Source organism: Sphingomonas jejuensis (assembly GCF_011927695.1).
GTDB classification, from domain to species: domain Bacteria; phylum Pseudomonadota; class Alphaproteobacteria; order Sphingomonadales; family Sphingomonadaceae; genus Sphingomonas_K; species Sphingomonas_K jejuensis.
The window spans coordinates 543,514-558,412 of sequence record NZ_JAATJE010000001.1 but is presented as its reverse complement, the minus strand read 5'-3'; the positions used below and the strand labels follow the sequence as shown (position 1 = coordinate 558,412).

Here is a 14,899-nt window from a genome sequence, read left to right as displayed (position 1 = left end):
GAGTTAGCCTCAACAGTTTCAAACAGGAGGTCATCATGAAATCATCTGCTCTGGCAGCGCTCGCGCTGGCGACCGTCGCTCTTGGCGCATGTTCGTCCCCGACACTTCGCGGCGCGGCCATCGGCACGGCAGGCGGTGCAGGTGTGGCTGCGGCGACCGGCAACGACGTGGGCGACGGTGCTGCGGCGGGTGCGGTTGCGGGCGGCGTGATCGGCGCGATCGACCCCGAGTGATCGGACCGGGCCGCCTGCCACATGGCAGACGGCCCGCCCGTCTCAGTCGCCCGTCAGGATCCTGTCGACCAGCTGGCCGACAGTGGGCACGAATCCATTCGAGTAGAAGGGATCCCGCTTGAAGTTGTAGGCACCATGTCCTGCGAACATCAGATTCTGCTCGACGTCGCCGCCGTGCGCGATGTCCTGAAGCGTCTTCTGGATGCAGAAGCTGCGCGGATCGGCGAGACGGCCGGTCGAATTACCCTCCGTATCCGCCCAAGCCGAGAAAGAGCATTGGCTGAGGCAGCCCATGCAGTCCGCCTGATCCTTGCGAATGACTGCCTTCTCTTCCGGTGTAACGAACACGAGCGTGTTATCCGGCGTCTTGAGGGCATCAGTGAAGCCGGCGCCGTACCATTCGCGTGCGCGCAGAAGGTCGCCGCGCGTCACCCAGAAGTTCTTGCCCTTCACGCCGACATCAAGCTGGTACTGGTGATCGCCGGCTTCCTGTGCGGAGAATGCGATCTGCCGTTCGGACCGCGCCTCCAGTGCGCGCAGGAACGGGTTCCGCACCGCCGACGAGTAGAAGCCTGTCGGCGAAAACTTGTGGAGGAGCACCTCCCCTTCCTCGATATTGGTCAGGCGCGCCTTCCACTCGTCAGGGATGGGGCTTTCCTGCGTCAGGAGCGGACGGGTGCCGAACTGAAAGGCGATCTCGCCAAGCTCCGGATTATCGATCCAGTCGTTCCAGTCACGCAGGTACCATACGCCCCCCGCCATTACGATCGGCACGCTGTCCGAGATGCCGCCTTCCCGCATCGTATCGCGCAGCGCCTTCACACGCGGGTAGGGATCCTGCGGCGCCAGCGGATCTTCTGCGTTGGACAGGCCGTTATGTCCGCCGGCAAGCCAGGGATCCTCGTAGACCACAGCGGCAAGCCACTCGGACGCTTTGGAATAGGCGCGCTTCCACAAAGCCCGGAAGGCACGCCCGGAGCTGACGATTGGCAGGTAGTGGACCTGGTACGACGCCGCGATCTCACTGAGCTTGTACGGCATGCCCGCGCCACAGGTGACGCCGGACACCATGCCGCGCGTCCGTTCCAGCACCCCATGAAGAATGCGCTGTGCGCCGCCCATCTCCCACAGCACGTTGATGTTGATCGCGCCGCGTCCGCCGGCGATCTCAAATGCGCGCTTTACCTGCTGTACAGCGCCCTCGATGGCGTACTGGATCAGCTCCTCGTGCCGCTCGCGGCGGGTAAGCGCGTGATAGACTTGCGGGATAATCTTGCCATCCGGATCGTAGCTGTCGGCGTTCACGGCAGAGACGGTGCCAATCCCCCCGGCCGCCGCCCACGCGCCGGCAGACGCATGGTTGGTCGCCGCGACACCCTTGCCACCTTCCACAAGCGGCCACACCTCGCGGCCGTTATAGACAATGGGCTTCAATCCCTTGAACATCGTCACTCCTTCGCTCGGCGCGTCATAATGCGCCGAGCGACCTTTGGCGCGAAAAAACTGGATGCTGGCTCACAGCCCGAACCGCGCCTTCGGGATATGAGTGATCCGGCAGGCAAGGTCGGCCTCCCCCGATGCGACGACGAAATGGTCGCCGGCATCCGCGATACCGGTCGTGAAAACGACGTCCGACACATACATCTGGCCTGCCAAGGGTGCGGTGAGGTCAGCGCGCGCTTCCAGCAAGGCAGCGTGATCCGTGCGGACGACCCTGGCCGGATCGTTGTGCGCCAGCATCGACCAATATGTCCGATAGATGCCGACCACCCCCTGCGGCTCCACGCCGTGCCAAAGCGTCAGCCATCCGTCTTCCGTAAGGACCGGGGGCGTGCCGCCGCCCATGCGCGCGGTGGCAACGGTGCCCGCATGCGGGCGGATGCCCGGCTGCTCGTGCGGGCGCCAGTGAAGTGCATCCGGTGACGTCGCCAGGTTGATGGACGGTCCCGCGCGCCACTCGCTGCCCGGCGGATAGGCGAAGTAAAGGTCGCCGAGCGGCCGGGTCTGCGCCCAGTAGCGATCCTCGATCGTCCCTTCGAAGATCAGCATATCCTTGTTCTGATGGTCGAGCACGATCCCGTCGCACCGCCAGTCCAGCCCATTTTCCGACGAATAGAGCGTGGTTGCGTGACGCTCCGGGCTGACGGTGCAGGTGGTCATCAGGTAGCGACCATCGACGCGCGAGATGCGTGCATCCTCGACGCCATAGCATTGCGACGACGATCCCGGTGCGATCGCGCGATCGTAATGAACTGCGACGACGCTGAGCCCATCCGGGTCGAGTTCCACCGGCAGCAACCAGGACAGCGAGGTCAGCGCCATGACCCGCCACCGTTCCCCGATCAGCGTGAACTTGCGCGGATCGGTGCTGTCGACAGTGTCGGCATGGTAGGCATCGAGCACATAGCTGCCGTTATCCCAGCGGATCGCGTGGATGTGGCCATGTCGTCGGGGCTCGGTGAGCGCTTCGGCGACGCGGACCATGATCAGCAGATTGCCATTTGGCAGGCGGGTCAGCCCAGGATTGAAGGCGCCGAGGACGTGCGTCTGCCCACCGAGGTCTTGCGCGAGCGGCGAACGAGCAAGATCAACATCCGCGGGCTCGAACACCAGTCGATCGACCTTAAACATCGTCATTCGTCGTTCACCCGTGGCACCACGGTGATTTGCTGGATCGTGGTGCGGTCCGGCTGCGTCAGACAGAAATGGATGGACACCGCAATGTCCTCCGCGCGGAGCATCGACTGACCCTTTATCCGCTCCGCCTGCTCGGATGCGGAAATGTCGGGATAATGGAAGTCGGCGCCGGTCAGGCCGGGCTCAACGAGGCTGACCTTGATGCCCTTGTTGCCCAATTCTCGGCGCAACGCCTGCGAGAAGCCGGCGATGCCCGCCTTGATCCCTGCATAAACGGTTGAAGACGGCCCAAGCACATGGGCCGACATCGACCCAATCAGGAAAATATGACCATTGTCGCCCATGGCCTTGATGGCGGCATGGGCGCTGAGGACATAGGCGCTGAAGTTGACCGCAAGTGCATACCGCACCTCCTCCTCGGTCATATCGGACAATCCCCTGGCGGGGACGGCGGCGTTGATGATGGCAACATCCAGGCCGCCCAGCTTGCTTTGAGCGGCATCGAAGAAGCGCTTCACGTTATCAGCGTCGCCAAGGTCGGTGGTCATTCCGTCGCCTTCGCCGACTTCCCCGATACGGGCGACGACATCGGCCAGATGATCCGGATTTCGGCCGCAGACAAACAAGCGCGCCCCTTCCGATGCGAGCAGCACCGCCGCTGCCCGGCCTATCCCCGTGGTGCCGCCGGTGACCGCGATGCGCCGCCCCTTCAACGTTCGTTGGGCAGTGTGGGCGTCGGCGGCAGTGGTCATGAAGAGTTCCCCGGCAGAAAGGCGATGCGCCTCCAAGCGCGCGGGGGTCAGCGCGGTTCCGGGCCGATCTGATCGAGGAAGCGATCAATGGCTGCGACCGCGACCGGCTCGTCCAGTGTCGGCGCGTGTCCGACGCCCGGCACCGTCACCGCCGTTGCATAGGGTAGGCGGGCCGCCATTCGTGCCTGCACCTCGGCCGACAACAGATCAGATCGCTCCCCGCGCAAGATAAGGACAGGGATCGGCGCCAAGCGGTCCAACGCGGGCCACAGGTCGACGCCCGCCTCCCCACCCGGCAAGCGGAAGGGCTCGGCAATGCGCATGTCATAGTCGAACGCAACGCGACCGGAGGGCTCAAGGCGCATGACCCGCTTGGCCGCGTCGATCCAGTCGCCGAGCGCAAAGGTTGGGTGAACCTCCCGCTGATTGTCGGCCAGCGCGCGAGCGGCATGCAGCCAAGTCGGATAGCTGCCGCCCCGCCCGACATAGCCGCGGATCCGCTCGAGCCCTGTCGGATCGAGCTCCGGCCCGACATCGTTCAGGATCGCACCTGCCATCTCGACCACGCCGGCGCCGGCCATCAGCATGGTGACAAGGCCGCCCAAGGAGGTGCCGACCGGAACAACCGATCCGGGGCGAAGCTCCGCGAGGACTCGGGCCAGATCCGACACATAGGTCAGCGGCGTGTAGCTGAGCGGGTCGCGCGCATAGCCGCTCTCCCCCCGACCGCGCAGATCCACGGAGATGACGCGGTGACGCCCCTTCATCCGAGCCGCAAGGCTCGCGAAATCGCGGACGTTGCGGGTCAGCCCCGGTATGCAGAGCAGGGCCGGGCGATCCTTCGGTCCGGGCTGGTCGCGGTGGTGAAGCCGCACACCGTCGGCCGACCAGACATAGCCATCGTGCCAGTCCAGTCCGTCCCCCATGGTTGCGCTGCTCCTTGCCCGCCCCCCATATCGCGGGATGGTCGACTGCCCGCAACCCGCCCGCATCATCGAGACGTTGGGCGGAGACTTCTACGATCCCGTGGCTCCGGCCGACTTTCCTCAAGCCGTGTTGCGCTACCGCAACGATCGCGCGGCGGCGGAGCTTGGACTTGACAGGATTGACGACGAAGCCTGGGTGCAGCGCTTCGCTAGGTTCGAGCCGTTCGAGGGTAGCCTCCCCTGTCCGCTCGCCCTTCGCTACCATGGTCATCAGTTCCGAAGCTACAATCCAGACATTGGCGACGGACGCGGCTTTCTCTACGCACAGTTCCGGGCTGCAGACGGCCGCCTCATGGACCTTGCCACGAAGGGATCAGGGCAGACGCCGTGGAGCCGCTTCGGAGACGGGCGGCTGACGCTGAAGGGCGGCGTTCGGGAAATTTTGGCGACCGAGATGTTGGAGGCGTTGGGGGTCGAGACGTCGCGCACCCTTTCCCTCATTGAAACCGGCGAAGAGCTTCACCGCGGTGACGAGCCGTCGCCGACGCGCTCCGCCGTGCTGGTGCGGCTGAGCCACGGACATATTCGCATCGGCACGTTCCAGCGGCTGGCATATTCGCGCGATGTGCACGGTCTCAAGGCGCTGGCAGGCTATGTACTTGCCAACCTGTTCGAAAAGCAGGGCGACGATCCGGTCCGCCTGCTTGAACTGGTTGTCGCCCGCACGGCGCGGCTGGCAGGCAGCTACATGGCTGCCGGCTTCGTGCATGGTGTGCTCAACAGCGACAACATCAACGTAACGGGAGAGAGCTTCGATTATGGCCCTTGGCGATTTGCGCCGGCTTTCGATCCGGGGTTCACCGCCGCCTATTTCGACCATACCGGCCTCTATGCCTTCGCCCGCCAGGCGGAGGCGATCTGGTGGGACGTCGCGCAGCTTGCCTCCGCGCTCAGCCTCATGACCGATGTTTCTGCGTTGGAGCCGGTGCTCGGACGGTTTGCCGCCCTCTACCGCGCGGCGTTGGTGGAGCGGCTGTTCTGGCGGCTTGGCATCGTGGCGCGCGATGGCGATGCAGATGCGGTTCTGGCATCTCGGATCGAGACCGCGCTATTCGAAAGCCAGGTGCCGCTCGACCGCTTTTTCTTTGATTGGCGTGGGGGTCGTTTGCGGCGCGCGAAACAGGACTACGCGCATCCCGCGTTCACTCCGCTTGCAGCCGCACTGGAGGGACGCGCGACCCCCGATGCGCTTGACCACCCTTACTGGTCCGATGCCGAGCCCTGCGCCATGCTGATCGACGAGGTGGAGGCGCTTTGGCGTCCCATCGCGGAGCAGGACGACTGGGCGCCCCTTCATGCGAAGGTGGCGGCCGTGCGGCGAATGGGCGATGCGCTCGCCCGCAGAGGTGCTTGACCGGCGCGACGGCGCATGATCGGGACAAAGCGACCAAAGGAGTGGCGATGGCGGAAAGATTGATCTCGTACGAGCCGGCGACAGGCGAGGTCCTGTGGGAAGGGTTGTCGAGCGATGTCGATGCCGAGATCGCCGCGGCGCGGGAGGCGCTTGCGCCATGGAGCGCCAAGCCGGTCACCTTCCGCATCGAATGCGTCCGCCGCTTCGCCAACGTCGTACGGGTCAGGGCCGAGGCGCTGGCAGACCTGATCGCCCGGGAGACAGGAAAGCCGCTGTGGGAGGCCAAGACCGAGGTCGACAGTGTGGTTGCCAAGGTCGACATCTCGGTCAAGGCCTATGCCGAGCGGACCGGCCACCGCACGCTTGATGGAGCGATGGGGCAGCGCAACAAGCTCCGACACCGTCCCCACGGCGTGCTCGCGGTGCTCGGCCCCTATAATTTTCCGGCCCATTTGCCGAACGGCCACATCGTTCCTGCGCTGATCGCCGGTAATGCGGTGGTGTTCAAGCCGTCCGAAAAGACGCCCGCGACCGGCGCCATGCTGATCGACTGCTACCGTGAGGCAGGCATTCCGGACGGGATCGTGCGCCTGGCGCAGGGCGGGCCGGATGTGGGTCGTGCCCTGTCCTCACATCCCGGGATCGACGGCCTGCTGTTTACCGGATCGGCGATGACGGGTGCGAAGCTGGCCCGGCAATTCGCTGAGACGCCGGGCAAGATGCTCGCGCTTGAGATGGGCGGGAACAATCCGCTGATTTGCTGGGACGTCAGCGACTACCAATCGGCCGCTGCGCTGATCGTGCAGTCCGCCTACATGACGGCCGGGCAGCGCTGCACCGCCGCCCGGCGCCTGATCGTGGAAGACGGCAAGCACCAGCCGTTGCTGGAGGCGCTCACCACGCTGACCAAGCGACTGATCGTGGGCGCGCCGCACGACACCCCGGCGCCCTTCATGGGACCGGTCATCGACAATGCCGCCGCCGACGCGCTGAGCGAGGCGTTCATGACGTTGATGACAAAGGGCGGCCGTCCGATCCTGCACCTTGCGCGGCCGCAGCCGGACAGACCGTTCCTGGGCCCGGCGCTGATCGACGTGACGGACGTTGCCGATCGGCCGGACGAGGAGTTGTTCGGGCCCTTGCTTCAGTTGATCCGCGTTCCCGATTTCGACGCGGCGATGCAGGAGGCGAACAACACGCGCTTCGGCCTGTCGGCGGCGCTGATCGGGGGAAGCCCTCAGCTCTACGAGCGATTCTGGACAGGTGCGCGAGCGGGCATCGTCAACTGGAACCGGCCGACCACCGGCGCGTCGTCGGGCGCGCCGTTCGGCGGCATCGGGATGAGCGGCAATCATCGGCCGAGTGCCTTCTACGCCGCCGACTACAGTGCCTATCCGGTGGTCTCGTCGGAGGTGGAGCAGCCCCGCGCGTCGATCGGGATGGGTCTGAGCGACGGTTGAGGATCAAGTTGACGCTCGCGACGGTGCCAGGCGGTTGACGATCCACCAGGCGCTGCCGACGGTCAGGGCGTCTTCGACCAGACCGGTTGTTGTCTGCCCGTAACGATCAAGGGCCCACATGCGCGCACGGAAGGTCACGAACGAGGAGGCCACCGCCGCCGCCGCCCCGGCGAGCGCCGCAGTTGCCTGCCGATCCCGCGGGGCGAGCGCCGCGCCGGCCACGGCGCCGGTGACGAGCCGTCCCGCGATGCCGGCGGGCACGATGCGGTCGGGCGCGGTCTTCATCTTGTCACCGGCAAGCTCGCCGAGCGCCAGGGCAGCAGTGCCCGCCGACACCAGCGGATGATCGAGAAGCGGCGGCGCGCCGTTCGCGGGTGGAAGGGCACCGCGGCGGGCGGCGTCGGCGACCGCCGCCAGCGGCGTCATGGCACGCGCGCCGGCAACGACGCCGATCAGGATCGATGAAAGCATGGGGGAAGCCTCCGGCAGGTGGTCCCCTCCAAACGCACCCGGGCGGCGGTCGGGCCCCTGCTTCCCCTGGCGCCGGCCCCCGACCCGGGCCCGCCTAGTTCATGCGCTGAGGCAGGTAGGCATCGTCGATATGATCGCTGAAGCGCGTGATCTTGGCATCGAACTTCAGCTTCACCTTGCCGGTCGCACCGTGGCGCTGCTTGGCCACGATCAGCTCGGCGAGGCCGAACACCCGCTCCATCTCCATCGCCCACTTGGCATGGTCGTCGAAGGTCTTGGCATCGTCGCCGTCGATTCCGACCTTCGGTTCTCGCGCGGCGAGGTAGTAATCCTCGCGGAACACGAACAGCACCATGTCGGCGTCCTGCTCGATCGAGCCGGATTCGCGCAGATCCGACAGCTGCGGGCGCTTGTCCTCGCGCTGCTCAACCGCGCGGCTGAGCTGCGACAGCGCGAGGACGGGCACGTTCAGCTCCTTGGCGAGCGTCTTCAGGCCGCGGCTGATCTCCGAAATCTCCTGCACGCGGTTGTCGTTGCCGCCCTTGCCCGCACCCTGCAGCAGCTGGAGATAGTCGACCACGATCAGGCCGATGCCGTGACGCCGCTTCAGCCGCCGAGCGCGGGTGCGCAGCGCGGCGATGGTGAGGCCGGGCGTATCGTCGATGAACAGCGGCAGCGTTTCGAGATCGGCGGCCGCGCGGGCGAGGTTGCGGAAGTCCTGCTGCCCGATCTTGCCCATGCGCAGCGCCTCCGACGAGATGCCGCTGTTTTCCGACAGGATACGGGTGGCCAGCTGATCGGCGGACATTTCGAGCGAGAAGAACGCCACCTTGGCGCCCACCGACCGCTTCTCCTCGATCCCGTCCTCCATGTCGCGGACCCAGCGGCGCGCGGCATTGAACGCGATGTTGGTGGCCAGCGCGGTCTTTCCCATGCCCGGGCGGCCGGCGAGGATCAGCAGGTCGGAGCGGTGCAGGCCACCGATCTTGGCATTGACGGTGTCGAGGCCGGTGGTGATGCCGCTGAGGCCGCCGCCGGCGTTCAGGGCCTTTTCGGCGTTCTCGACCGCCATCTGGGTCGCCTGCTTGAAGGTCTTGACCCCGCCGCCCTCGCCGCCTTCCTCCGCCACGCGGTAGAGCGCGACCTCCGCACCCTCGATCTGCTTCTTCGGATCGACGGCCTCGCTGGTGTCCATCGCCTGGTCGACCATTTCGCGCCCGACGCCCACAAGGGCGCGCAGCAGCGCCAGATCGTAGATCTGCTGCGCGAAATCACGCGCACCGATCAGCGCCGCGCCCGATCCGGTCAGCTGCGCGAGATAGCCGCTGCCGCCCAGCTCCTTCATCGCCTCGTCGCCGTCGAACATCGGCTTCAGCGTGACGGGCGACGCGATCATCGCCTTGTCGACCAGCCGCAGGATGGCATCGTAGATGCGGCCGTGCAGCGGCTCGAAGAAATGCTCCGCGCGGAGCTTTAGCTGGACTTCCTCCGCCAGCCGATTGTCGATCATCATCGCGCCGAGCAGCGCGGCTTCCGCATCGACGTTGGCGGGAAGCGACTGGGCCGCGGCCTCGTCGGCCGAGTGAATCAAGCGAAGCGTATCGGGCATCCGATCCTTGTCTGCCCAAAGCGCCGCGGCGGCAAGATGGGGACAAGGCCCGCCAAGCCTGTGGAAAGGCTGTGGATAAGCTGTTCACGGCCGGTGGGCGCGTTGGTGACCGGCGCTGCGCCGAGCCGGCGAATGGCACCTTGCGCCGGCACGATCGTCCACAGCCGCGGCTTTGCGACGAACGGTGCGGCGCAATGGATCGTTGAGCCGGGCGCGAACTGTCCTTAGAGCTTTGCCATGTCCGACCCGCGCATCATCGCGATCACGCTCGACGAGCGCACGATCATCAAGCGATCGGAAGACATCGAACAGGAAAAGCGCGTCGCGATCGACGACCTGATCGCCGGCAACCACTTCGCGCCGAACCGTGCCATCGCCGCCGGGCATGGTGGGCCGTACCGCATCAAGCTGCGCGTGGAGGAAGGGCGGCTGGCGATCGACACCGCCGACGCCGACGGCCGGCCGCTGGAGACGGTGATCCTGTCGCTGGCCCGGTTCCGCCGGCCGGTGAAGGATTATTTCGCGATCTGCGACAGTTACTACCGGTCGGTCAGGAGCCAGTCGGCCGAGCAGACGGAGACGATCGACATGGCCCGGCGCGGCATCCACAACGAGGCGGCCGAGCTGCTGCGCGAGCGGCTGGCCGGCAAGATCGACGTGGACTTCGAAACCGCGCGCCGGCTGTTCACGCTGCTTTGCGTGCTGCACATCAAGCAATGACCATCGCCATCGACCCCGATCCGCTGATCGCCGCCGCGCGCGCCGCGGCCGTCCATGCCCATGCCCCCTATTCCCGGTTCGGGGTGGGAGCGGCGCTGCTGCTCAGCGACGGAGCGGTCATCACCGGCACCAATTTCGAGAATGCGAGCTATGGCCTGTCGTTGTGCGCCGAAACGGTGGCCACCGCGACGGCGAGCGCACAGGGGCGGCTGCGCGACATCGTGGCGGTAGCGATCATCGGCGGGATGATGGGCGATGACGGGATCGGCGGGACCGATCCCATCCGCCCCTGCGGCCGGTGCCGCCAAGTGCTGAACGAGGCCGCGCAGATGGGCGGCCGGGACCTTCAGGTCTTCTGTTCGGGCGGCGCAGGCGGAGCGGTGGAGCGCCACCGCCTGTCCGACCTGCTGCCCGACGCGTTCGGCCCGCGCGACCTGGGGCTCGGCTGAGCTACCAGCGGCCGTCGGGCTGGCGGCGCCCGGCGATCTCGTCGAGACGCCGCCGGGTGGCGGGAGACAGCCCCTTGGGGAGGGCATCCAGCGCGAAGAAGCGTGCTTCGGCGATCTCCACACCGTCCGGCACGGGGGTGTCGTCCGTGACGCCACTGAACAGGTGCACCGTGTCCCGGCGGCCTTCCGCCTTCGACTGGAAGACGCCTGTCGCCTCCATGCCGGTCACGCGGCAGCCGGTTTCTTCCAGCACCTCGCGCGCGCCGGCGGCTTGGGGGCTTTCGCGCCGCTTGATGCCGCCGCCGGGCAGCACCCAGCGGTCCGTCCGGCCATAGCGGTTGCGCACCAGCAGCAGCCGGCCCGACCGGTCATGGACCATCACCTTGGCACCCGCCGTGGCCCAGCCGGTGAGGGCCAGCAGCCGGCGGCGGGCCCGGTAGGCCAGATCGATCAGCGGTCGCATGCCCCTCCCCCCTTGCTCACCAGCATGAAACCGGCAAGACGCGGCCCACCTGGAGAAAGAACGCCCATGTCCATCCTGTCAGACCGCTGGATCCGCGAGCAGGCGCTGACCACGCAGATGATCGACCCGTTCGTCGAGACGCAGCGGCGCGACGGGTGCATCAGCTACGGCCTGTCGTCCTATGGCTATGACGCGCGGGTGTCCGACGAGTTCAAGATCTTCACCAACGTCGACAACGCGGTGGTGGACCCGAAGGATTTCGCCGCGAACAGCTTCGTCGACCGCAAGACGGACGTGTGCATCATCCCGCCGAACAGCTTCGCACTGGCCCGCACGGTGGAATATTTCCGGGTGCCGCGCGACGTGCTGGTGATCTGCCTGGGCAAGTCGACCTATGCACGGTGCGGCATCATCGTGAACGTGACGCCGCTGGAACCCGGCTGGGAAGGACATGTGACGCTGGAGTTTTCGAACACCACGCCGCTGCCCGCCAAGGTCTACGCCAACGAAGGCGCGTGCCAGTTCCTGTTCCTGAAGGGCAACGAGCCGTGCGAGGTCAGCTATGCCGACCGCGCCGGCAAATATATGGGACAGCGGGGCGTCACGCTCCCGAAGCTTTGAGGAGATGGCGGTGCGCAAGCTGTTGGTCGCGAGTGGAGCCATGCTGCTGGCAGGCTGCGTGCCGGCCGGACGGCCGCCCGAACCCGTCAGCGCGCCGCGCCCGCAGCAGCCGGCGGGGCGGCTGGTGACGGGGTCCGTCAGCGGCACGGTGGCCTATCGCGAGCGCATGGCCTTGTTGCCGGACGCGGTGGTGGAGGTCCAGGTGCTGGGCGCGGCGGGCGAGGTGCTCGGCCGCTATCGACAGGCGACCGACGGCCTGCAGGTGCCGATCCGCTTCACCGTTGCCTATCAGGCGCGAGAGGGCGCGCCGCTGCGGCTGACCGCCCGCATCCTGGACGGCGACGGGCGTGCGCTGTTCGCCTTGCCGGCGCCGCAGCCGATGACGGCGGCGCCGGCATTGATGCTCCAGCGGGTCGGCTGAGAGCAGCCTAGCGGCTGGCGACCTGCGACAGGGCGAGGCCGCGGCGCGCGATGTCGTGCGACATCATCGTGCGGCCGTCCGCCACGTCGAGCGCGACATTCTCTCCGCCGAGCACCTGCGCGTAGAAGGCACGCGATTCCGCATGGCGGCCCGAACGCTGGGCGAGCAGGGCGGCGTTGAGCAGCGCGGACGGCTCGTTCGGTTCAGCGGCGAGCCGCGCCTGGATGATCGTGCGGGCAAGATCGTCCCGCCCGGCGAGCAGCGCCTGCGCGCCATAATGGCTCTGCGCCATCGCCGGGGCGCCCAGACCGCCCGCCATCACCGCCGCGGCGACAATCAGCTTGTTCATCGTGACATCTCCTCTTCCTTGAAGAGAAGATGACTCTTTCATGACAGCGTTGCAACATAATTGTCATCTAACTGTCATTGGTTTGTAACGCAGCGTCAGCGGTTCTTGTGACGGATGTTGGCGGGGCGTCCGCGGCGCTTCATGGGACGGGGCGCACGCTCCCCGACGCCGGTGCGGTCGCGGCTGCGGGGGGCGTCGGGCAGCTCGAACCGCAGCGCGCCGCTGATCGGGTTGGCTTCGGCCAGCCGCAGCTTCAGCCGCTGACCCGACGCGTACACGGTGTCGCCGTCCGCGGAGACCAGCCGCTGCCCCGCCTCGTCATAGCGATACCAGTCGGGCCCGAGCGAGGAAGCGGGTACCAGCCCGTCGCCGCCCAGCCCCTCCACCGTCGCGAAGAAGCCGAACGGCTGCACGCCGGTGATGCGCACGTCGACCTCCTCACCCACCTTGATCGACAGATAGGCGGCGACGTAGCGATCGACTGTCTCGCGCTCGGCCTCCATCGCGCGGCGTTCGTGCCGGCTGATCACCTCGCCGATGCGGGCAAGATCGGCCTGATCGTCGGTGGACAGCGCGGTGGAGGCGGGGATCTCCGCCACCGCGCCGCCGCCGACCAGCTTCGGCCGGGGCAGCGCGAGGCCATGGGCGCCGGCAAGCGCGCGGTGGACCAGGAGGTCGGCGTAGCGGCGGATGGGCGATGTGAAATGCGCGTAGCTGCCGAGCGACAGCCCGAAATGGCCGACATTGGCGGGGCCGTAATAGGCCTGGGTCTGCGATCGCAGCACCTGCTCCATGATCTGCGGGCGCTGGTCGATGTCGCCGACCCTGGCGAGCAGGCGATTGAAGGTGGCGGGCGTCACCACCTGACCGAGCGCGACAGACACGCCGAAGGTGGCGAGATAATCCTTTAGGGCGACGAGCTTCTCGCGGCTCGGCGGCTCGTGGATGCGGTACATGACCGGAGCCTTCTTCGCCTCCAGCGCCTTGGCGGCGGCGACGTTGGCGGCGATCATGTAGTCCTCGATCAAACGGTGCGCATCCAGCCGCTCACGCGGGGCGACGGACAGTATGCGGCCCTTCTCGTCGAGCACGACGCGGCGTTCGGGCAGGTCGAGGTCCAGCGGCTCGCGCGCGTCGCGGGCCTTTGCCAGCGCCCGCCAGCAGGCCCAGAGCTGCTTCAGGATGGCGGTGAGGTCATCGCCGGCGTCCTCGTCCACCAGCCGCTGCGCCTCCTCATAGGCGAGGTTGTGGCGGATGCGGACCAGGGCGCGGGCGAAGCGCCACGACTTGAGCTTGCCATCCGGCGCCACCTGGAGATGGCAGACCATCGACGCGCGGTCCTCGCCTTCCTTCAGCGAGCAGACGTCGGCCGACAGAACCTCCGGCAGCATCGGCACGACGCGGTCGGGGAAATAGACGCTGTTGCCGCGGCGGCGGGCCTCGCGGTCGAGCAGGCTGCCGGGGCGGACATAGAAGCCGACATCGGCGATCGCGACGGCCGCGACAAAGCCGCCGGCGTTGTCCGGATCCTCGTCCGGCGCGGCCCAGACGGCGTCGTCGTGATCGCGGGCATCCTCCGGGTCGATCGCAAGCAGCGGCAGGTGGCGGAGATCTTCACGCCCGCCCTCCCCCAACGGACCGGTGTCGAGGCGGGCGACCAGCGCCGCTTCCTCCTCCACGCCGTCGCCGAACTGGTCGGGAATGCCGTGCTTATGGATGGCGATCAGCGAGAAGCTGCGCGGCTCAAACGGGTCGCCGAGCCGCTCCGTCACGCGGGCGGTGATGCGGGGCGGGCGCCCGGCCTTTTCGGCCAGCACGAGGTCGCCCGCGGCCGCGCCGCCGGCATCGGACACGCGGACGTCGCGGCGTTCGCGCTTGTCGACGCTGCGCAGCCACAGCACGTCGCCTTCCTGATGGAGCACGCCCAGCATCAGCTCGGCCGTGGCGGCGAGCTTCTTCAGCGGATGCGCGATCCAGCCGGACCCTGCCTCCTCCGTGCGCGCGAGGATGCGATCGCCGACGCCGAGCGCGCCCTTTCGCGCCTTTTCCCGCACCCGCAGCCGCGGCGGCGGGGCCGACGCCTCCCAGGCGGCGGGGACCGCGAACGCCTGGCCGCTGTCGTCCACATCGACGATCTTGAGCACCGTGACCTTGGGGACGCCACCGGCCTGATGGAAGGCGCGGCCGGGCGAGGCGTCGATCAGCCCTTCATCCGCCATATCCTTCAGGAGCGCCTTCAGCGCGATCTTGTCCGCCCCGTGCAGGCCGAACGCACGGGCGATCTCCCGCTTGCCGGCGGGCTGATCCGAGGTGCTGATGAAGTCGAGGATCTGCTCGCGCGACGGCAGGCCGGGGGTCTTTTTCATGAGCCAGC

The 14,899-nt window shown here is 67.3% G+C and carries 16 protein-coding genes; 7 read left to right on the top strand and 9 right to left on the bottom strand.

The window, feature by feature from the left end; genetic code table 11:
- Positions 1 to 35 precede the first annotated feature (35 nt).
- Positions 36 to 233, top strand: a complete 198-nt coding sequence (locus tag GGR88_RS02795) for a hypothetical protein (RefSeq protein ID WP_167952779.1) — start codon at positions 36 to 38, stop codon at positions 231 to 233.
- A 42-nt stretch (positions 234 to 275) separates the two neighbouring features.
- Here GGR88_RS02795 and GGR88_RS02790 read toward each other — a convergent pair whose 3' ends face one another.
- The 4 genes from GGR88_RS02790 to GGR88_RS02775 form a co-directional block, all read right to left on the bottom strand.
- On the bottom strand, positions 276 to 1,679 hold the full coding sequence (locus GGR88_RS02790; protein ID WP_167952777.1) for an NAD(P)H-dependent flavin oxidoreductase: 1,404 nt from the start codon (positions 1,677 to 1,679) through the stop codon (positions 276 to 278).
- 69 nt (positions 1,680 to 1,748) lie between these two features.
- Positions 1,749 to 2,870: a glycoside hydrolase family 130 protein gene (locus GGR88_RS02785; RefSeq protein ID WP_167952775.1), complete on the bottom strand. Its 1,122-nt coding sequence runs from the start codon at positions 2,868 to 2,870 to the stop codon at positions 1,749 to 1,751.
- Positions 2,867 to 3,622 carry an SDR family oxidoreductase gene (locus GGR88_RS02780; protein ID WP_167952773.1) on the bottom strand — a complete coding sequence of 252 codons (756 nt, stop codon included), beginning with the start codon at positions 3,620 to 3,622 and terminating at the stop codon, positions 2,867 to 2,869. Before GGR88_RS02780 ends, GGR88_RS02785 begins: the two co-directional genes overlap by 4 nt.
- Positions 3,623 to 3,669: 47 nt before the next feature.
- A complete protein-coding gene (locus tag GGR88_RS02775; RefSeq protein WP_167952771.1) occupies positions 3,670 to 4,548 on the bottom strand; it encodes an alpha/beta fold hydrolase in 879 nt (292 codons plus the stop codon).
- On the opposite strand from GGR88_RS02775, the gene GGR88_RS02770 reads away from it, so the two are divergent.
- Both GGR88_RS02770 and astD read left to right on the top strand, forming a co-directional pair.
- A complete protein-coding gene (locus GGR88_RS02770; RefSeq protein ID WP_425338458.1) occupies positions 4,547 to 5,962 on the top strand; it encodes a protein adenylyltransferase SelO family protein in 1,416 nt (471 codons plus the stop codon). The genes GGR88_RS02775 and GGR88_RS02770 overlap by 2 nt on opposite strands.
- A gap of 47 nt (positions 5,963 to 6,009) precedes the next feature.
- Positions 6,010 to 7,422: a succinylglutamate-semialdehyde dehydrogenase gene (astD, locus tag GGR88_RS02765; protein ID WP_167952769.1), complete on the top strand. Its 1,413-nt coding sequence runs from the start codon at positions 6,010 to 6,012 to the stop codon at positions 7,420 to 7,422.
- Between the two features lie 3 nt (positions 7,423 to 7,425).
- Here the strand turns inward: astD and GGR88_RS02760 are convergent, their stop codons facing one another.
- Positions 7,426 to 7,893: a DUF4126 domain-containing protein gene (locus GGR88_RS02760; protein WP_167952767.1), complete on the bottom strand. Its 468-nt coding sequence runs from the start codon at positions 7,891 to 7,893 to the stop codon at positions 7,426 to 7,428.
- 94 nt (positions 7,894 to 7,987) lie between these two features.
- Complete coding sequence (locus tag GGR88_RS02755) at positions 7,988 to 9,502, bottom strand: replicative DNA helicase (RefSeq protein ID WP_167952765.1); 1,515 nt, start codon at positions 9,500 to 9,502, stop codon at positions 7,988 to 7,990.
- A 237-nt stretch (positions 9,503 to 9,739) separates the two neighbouring features.
- On the opposite strand from GGR88_RS02755, the gene GGR88_RS02750 reads away from it, so the two are divergent.
- Positions 9,740 to 10,222, top strand: coding sequence for a UPF0262 family protein (locus GGR88_RS02750; protein ID WP_167952763.1), 483 nt, complete (start codon positions 9,740 to 9,742; stop codon positions 10,220 to 10,222).
- Positions 10,219 to 10,671, top strand: a complete 453-nt coding sequence (locus tag GGR88_RS02745; protein WP_167952760.1) for a cytidine deaminase — start codon at positions 10,219 to 10,221, stop codon at positions 10,669 to 10,671. The genes GGR88_RS02750 and GGR88_RS02745 overlap by 4 nt, the downstream gene beginning before the upstream one ends.
- Position 10,672: 1 nt before the next feature.
- On the opposite strand, the gene GGR88_RS02740 is transcribed toward GGR88_RS02745, so the two are convergent.
- Complete coding sequence (locus GGR88_RS02740; RefSeq protein WP_167952758.1) at positions 10,673 to 11,134, bottom strand: NUDIX domain-containing protein; 462 nt, start codon at positions 11,132 to 11,134, stop codon at positions 10,673 to 10,675.
- 66 nt (positions 11,135 to 11,200) lie between these two features.
- Here GGR88_RS02740 and dcd point away from each other — a divergent pair, with 66 nt between their 5' ends.
- Both dcd and GGR88_RS02730 read left to right on the top strand, forming a co-directional pair.
- Positions 11,201 to 11,755, top strand: a complete 555-nt coding sequence (gene dcd, locus GGR88_RS02735) for a dCTP deaminase (RefSeq protein ID WP_167952755.1) — start codon at positions 11,201 to 11,203, stop codon at positions 11,753 to 11,755.
- Between the two features lie 10 nt (positions 11,756 to 11,765).
- On the top strand, positions 11,766 to 12,176 hold the full coding sequence (locus tag GGR88_RS02730) for a YbaY family lipoprotein (RefSeq protein ID WP_167952753.1): 411 nt from the start codon (positions 11,766 to 11,768) through the stop codon (positions 12,174 to 12,176).
- Between the two features lie 7 nt (positions 12,177 to 12,183).
- Here GGR88_RS02730 and GGR88_RS02725 read toward each other — a convergent pair whose 3' ends face one another.
- Both GGR88_RS02725 and GGR88_RS02720 read right to left on the bottom strand, forming a co-directional pair.
- Positions 12,184 to 12,525 (bottom strand): tetratricopeptide repeat protein, encoded by a 342-nt coding sequence (locus GGR88_RS02725; protein ID WP_167952751.1) that lies wholly within the window; start codon positions 12,523 to 12,525, stop codon positions 12,184 to 12,186.
- Positions 12,526 to 12,620: 95 nt separating this feature from the next.
- Entirely contained in the window at positions 12,621 to 14,891 is a 2,271-nt protein-coding gene (locus GGR88_RS02720) for a ribonuclease R family protein (RefSeq protein WP_167952749.1), read from the bottom strand.
- Between the last annotated feature and the right edge of the window lie 8 nt (positions 14,892 to 14,899).

Excerpts from the sequence above, each read along its gene's own strand:
- GGR88_RS02795 (WP_167952779.1), top strand. The coding sequence starts at position 36 with ATGAAATCATCTGCTCTGGCAGCGCTCGCGCTGGCGACCGTCGCTCTT.
- GGR88_RS02790 (WP_167952777.1), bottom strand. The coding sequence starts at position 1,679 with ATGTTCAAGGGATTGAAGCCCATTGTCTATAACGGCCGCGAGGTGTGG.
- GGR88_RS02785 (WP_167952775.1), bottom strand. The coding sequence starts at position 2,870 with ATGACGATGTTTAAGGTCGATCGACTGGTGTTCGAGCCCGCGGATGTT.
- GGR88_RS02780 (WP_167952773.1), bottom strand. The coding sequence starts at position 3,622 with ATGACCACTGCCGCCGACGCCCACACTGCCCAACGAACGTTGAAGGGG.
- GGR88_RS02770 (WP_425338458.1), top strand. The coding sequence starts at position 4,547 with ATGGTTGCGCTGCTCCTTGCCCGCCCCCCATATCGCGGGATGGTCGAC.
- GGR88_RS02775 (WP_167952771.1), bottom strand. The coding sequence starts at position 4,548 with ATGGGGGACGGACTGGACTGGCACGATGGCTATGTCTGGTCGGCCGAC.
- astD (WP_167952769.1), top strand. The coding sequence starts at position 6,010 with ATGGCGGAAAGATTGATCTCGTACGAGCCGGCGACAGGCGAGGTCCTG.
- GGR88_RS02760 (WP_167952767.1), bottom strand. The coding sequence starts at position 7,893 with ATGCTTTCATCGATCCTGATCGGCGTCGTTGCCGGCGCGCGTGCCATG.
- GGR88_RS02755 (WP_167952765.1), bottom strand. The coding sequence starts at position 9,502 with ATGCCCGATACGCTTCGCTTGATTCACTCGGCCGACGAGGCCGCGGCC.
- GGR88_RS02750 (WP_167952763.1), top strand. The coding sequence starts at position 9,740 with ATGTCCGACCCGCGCATCATCGCGATCACGCTCGACGAGCGCACGATC.
- GGR88_RS02745 (WP_167952760.1), top strand. The coding sequence starts at position 10,219 with ATGACCATCGCCATCGACCCCGATCCGCTGATCGCCGCCGCGCGCGCC.
- GGR88_RS02740 (WP_167952758.1), bottom strand. The coding sequence starts at position 11,134 with ATGCGACCGCTGATCGATCTGGCCTACCGGGCCCGCCGCCGGCTGCTG.
- dcd (WP_167952755.1), top strand. The coding sequence starts at position 11,201 with ATGTCCATCCTGTCAGACCGCTGGATCCGCGAGCAGGCGCTGACCACG.
- GGR88_RS02725 (WP_167952751.1), bottom strand. The coding sequence starts at position 12,525 with ATGAACAAGCTGATTGTCGCCGCGGCGGTGATGGCGGGCGGTCTGGGC.
- GGR88_RS02720 (WP_167952749.1), bottom strand. The coding sequence starts at position 14,891 with ATGAAAAAGACCCCCGGCCTGCCGTCGCGCGAGCAGATCCTCGACTTC.